2 protein-coding genes are annotated in these 3,804 nt (G+C 72.0%); both read left to right on the forward strand.

Annotated elements, in window-relative coordinates; all coding sequences use genetic code 11:
• Positions 1 to 178 precede the first annotated feature (178 nt).
• On the forward strand, positions 179 to 1,825 hold the full coding sequence (locus GVN67_RS28335) for a lysine--tRNA ligase (protein ID WP_160000650.1): 1,647 nt from the start codon (positions 179 to 181) through the stop codon (positions 1,823 to 1,825).
• A complete protein-coding gene (locus GVN67_RS28340; RefSeq protein ID WP_160000651.1) occupies positions 1,822 to 3,747 on the forward strand; it encodes a lysylphosphatidylglycerol synthase domain-containing protein in 1,926 nt (641 codons plus the stop codon). Before GVN67_RS28335 ends, GVN67_RS28340 begins: the two co-directional genes overlap by 4 nt.
• Positions 3,748 to 3,804 lie beyond the last annotated feature (57 nt).

Genomic DNA, 3,804 nt, shown 5'->3' on the forward strand with positions numbered 1-3,804 from the left:
GGATGGGGGCTGTTCGCCCGGTCGGCGGGGGGCACCCGGCGCACCCTAGGGGCAAAAGGCGAACAAGGCCAGGAGAGGGGGCGGTTTTTCCCAAAGGTGATGGAAACGCAAGGATACGGTGGCTGCCCTGCCCATGCCGCGCGTTGACCGGCGGTCGCGGCGCTGGCATGGGGCGGGCATGACCGCCGATCCATCGCTCCGCACTGTCAAGGCCTGGCCCTTCGAGGAAGCCGCCAAGGTCGCCGATCGCATTGCCGGTGCTGGGAAACCGGCGGCGCTGTTCGAGACCGGCTATGGCCCCTCCGGCCTGCCGCATATCGGCACCTTCGGCGAGGTCGCCCGCACCAGCTGGGTCAAGCGCGCCTTCGAGCGGCTGACCGGCCTGCCGGCGCGGCTGCTGGCCTTCTCGGACGACATGGACGGGCTGCGCAAGGTCCCGGACAATGTGCCGAACGGCGACATGCTGCGTCCCTTCCTGGGCCGCTCGCTGACCGCCATCCCCGACCCCTTCGGCACGCATGACAGCTTCGGCGCGCACAACAACGCCCGGCTGCGCGCCTTCCTCGACGCCTTCGGCTTCGAATACGAATTCGCTTCCGCCACCGACTACTACCGCTCGGGCCGCTTCGACGCCGCCCTGCTGCGCATGCTGGAGCGGCATGAGGAAGTGCGGCAGGTGATCCTGCCGACCCTCGGCCCGGATCGCCGCGCCACCTATTCGCCCTTCCTGCCGGTGCACCCCAAGACCGGCATCGTCATGCAGGTGCCGATGGAGGAGACGCGGCCGCAGGACGGCACCGTCGTCTGGCGCGACCCGGAGACCGGCGAGCGCTTCGAGACGCCGGTCACCGGCGGCCATGTGAAGGCGCAGTGGAAGGCCGACTGGGCGATGCGCTGGTTTGCCCTCGGCGTCGACTACGAGATGTCGGGCAAGGACCTGATCGACAGCGTCAAGCTGTCCTCGGCGATCTGCCGGGTGCTGGGCGCCGAGCCGCCGGTCAGCATGACCTACGAGCTGTTCCTCGACGCCGGCGGCCAGAAGATCTCGAAGTCCAAGGGCAACGGCCTGACCATCGAGGAATGGCTGACCTACGCGCCGCCCGAGAGCCTTTCCTACTTCATGTACCAGCAGCCGGGCCGGGCGAAGCGGCTGCATTTCGACGTCATCCCGCGCGCGACCGACGAATACCTGGCCGCCCGGGAGAAGCTGCGCGCCAATGCCGACCCGGCCTCCCCCGCCTGGCACATCCATGCCGGCGAGGCGCCGAACACGCCGGAGCCGCCGCTGTCCTTCGGCATGCTGATGAACCTGGCCACCGTCTCGGCCGCCGACACGCCCGAGCGGCTGTGGAAGTTCGTCCGCAACTACGCCCCCGGCGCGACGCCCGAGAACCAGCCGCTGCTCGGCCAGCTGGTCGATTACGCGGTCGCCTATTCCCGCGACTTCATCCTGCCGACGCTGACGCCGCGCGCGCCGACGCCGGAGGAGCGCCCCTGCTTCCAGGCGCTGATCGACGGGCTGCTGGCGCACCAGGCCGAGATCGAGGCGCTGCCCCCCGGCCTGCCCCAGGCCGAGCGGATCCAGACCATCGTCTATGACGCCGGCCGGCGGGAGCCCTTCATCCAGCTGATGAAGGACGGCTCCCCCGGGGTGGCGCGCGGCTGGTTCAACGCGCTGTACCAGGTGCTCGTCGGCGCCGACCAGGGGCCGCGCTTCGGCAGCCTGGCCGCCGCCTATGGCGTGCCGGAGACGGTGCGCCTGATCCAGGAGGCGCTGGCCCGCCCGCCCCAGGCCGCCGCCGCCGCGGAGAGCCCCGCGGCGTGAGCCCCGTGCTCGGCGCGCTGAAGCGGCACGGGCCTACCGTCTTCGGCGTGCTGCTGCTGGTCGGCGCGCTCTATGTGGTGCAGCGGGAATTCCGCCACCTGTCGCTGGCCGAGGTGCGGGTGGCGATCGAGGCGGTGCCGGCCCGCACCCTGTGGATCGCCGCCGGCTGGACCCTGCTGGCCTATGCGGTGCTGACCATCTACGACCGGCTGGGCTCGGTCTATGCCGGCAAGCCGGTCAGCTACCTGCGCACCTCGCTCGCCTCCTTCTGCGCCTATACCCTGGCGCACAACCTGGGCTTCGCCGCCGTCTCGGGCGCCGCGGTGCGCTACCGCTTCTACGCCGCCTGGGGGCTGACCCCGGGCGAGGTGGCCAAGGTCATCGCCTTCACCAGCCTGACCTTCGGCCTGGGCGGCATGGCGCTGGGCGGCGCCATCCTGATCCACGACCCCGACATCATCCCCGGCGCCGCCGGCCATGTGCCGGCCTGGGCGATGCAGCTGATCGGCGCCGGCATGCTGGCCATCGTCGCCAGCTACCTGCTGCTGGCGCGCTTCGTGCCGCATTTCACCGCCTTCGGCCACCGCATCGACCTGCCCGGCTTCCGCATGGCCCTGGCCCAGACGGCGCTGGCGGCGGTCGATGTCGCGGTCACCGCGATGATCTTCTACGCCCTGCTGCCGCCGGCCGAAGGCCTGACCTTCCCGCGCTTCGTCGGCCTCTACCTCGCCGCCTACACCGCCGGCCTGGCGGCCAACGTCCCGGGCGGGCTCGGCGTCTTCGACACGGCGATCCTGGTCGGGCTGCAGCCCTACCTGCCGGCGCCGCAGGTGATCAGCGCCCTGCTGCTGTTCCGCTTCTACTACTACATCGTGCCGCTGTTCCTGGCCGGCACCCTCTTCGCCGGCTTCGAGATCAACCAGCGCCGCCACCTGCTCGGCCGCCTCGGCCCCGAGACCAAGGTCGCCGACGCGCTGGAAGGCCCGGTCATGGCCGGCCTGTCCGGCCTGGCCGGCGTCGCCCTGATCTTCATCGGCGCGCTGCCGGCGCGCGGCGCCCGCCTGGCGCAATGGGCCGGGGAATGGGCGGCGCTGGCCAGCCATTTCGCCGCCTCGGTGATCGGCACGCTGCTGCTGGTCGCGGCCTATGGCATGCTGCGCCGCCTGCGCATCGCCTGGGTCAGCGGCATCGTCCTGCTGATGCTGGGCTGCATCACCGCCCTGCTGCGCGGCGAGCCCTGGTTCATCTCCGGCGCCTTCCTCGCGCTGGCCGGGCTGCTGGCCTGCATCCGCACGGCCTTCTACCGCGACGCCCGGCTGACCGGCGAGCCGCTGACCCTCGCCACCCTGCTGCCGCTGGCCGCCAGCGCCATCGCCGCCCTGACCCTGGCCCGCATCGGCTGGCGCGAGCCGGTGGCCGACGAGGCCTGGTGGTCCGTCCCCTTCTCCGAGCAGGCGCCGGACACGCTGCGCTTCGCGGTGGGCCTGTGCGGCGTTCTTCTCCTCGTCGCCGCCCTGCGCCTGCTGCGCCCCGCCCGCATCCGCGAGAGCGACTTCGACCAGGCCGCCCGCACCCGCCTGGCGGTGCTCGGCGGCCGGGTGCCGGCCACCGCCGACGCCACCCTCTTCGCCGAGGGCGGCCGCGGCGCCGGCTTCGCCTTCCTGAAGCTGGAGACGCTGTGGATCGGCCTGGGCGACCCCGCCGGCGACGACAGCGCCCGGATCTCGGCGATGTGGCGGTTCCGCGACCTCTGCGAGCGCAACGGCGTCGGCCATGCCTTCTGGCAGGTCGGATCCGGCCTGCTCCGCGCCTATGAAGACACCGGCCTGGCCACGGTGCCGCTGGAAGACGGGACCTTCCTGGTGTGCCCGGCGGGGTGGGACGCTGAGGCGATCCTGGAAGCGATGAAGGCCAGGGCTTAAGCCACGCCGCTGGGGGCTCCGCCCCCAGACCCCCGCCGGGGTGATGTTTTTCTCTTA

The organism is Roseomonas sp. 18066 (assembly GCF_902706185.1).
In the GTDB taxonomy this organism is placed as follows: Bacteria; Pseudomonadota; Alphaproteobacteria; order Acetobacterales; family Acetobacteraceae; genus Pseudoroseomonas.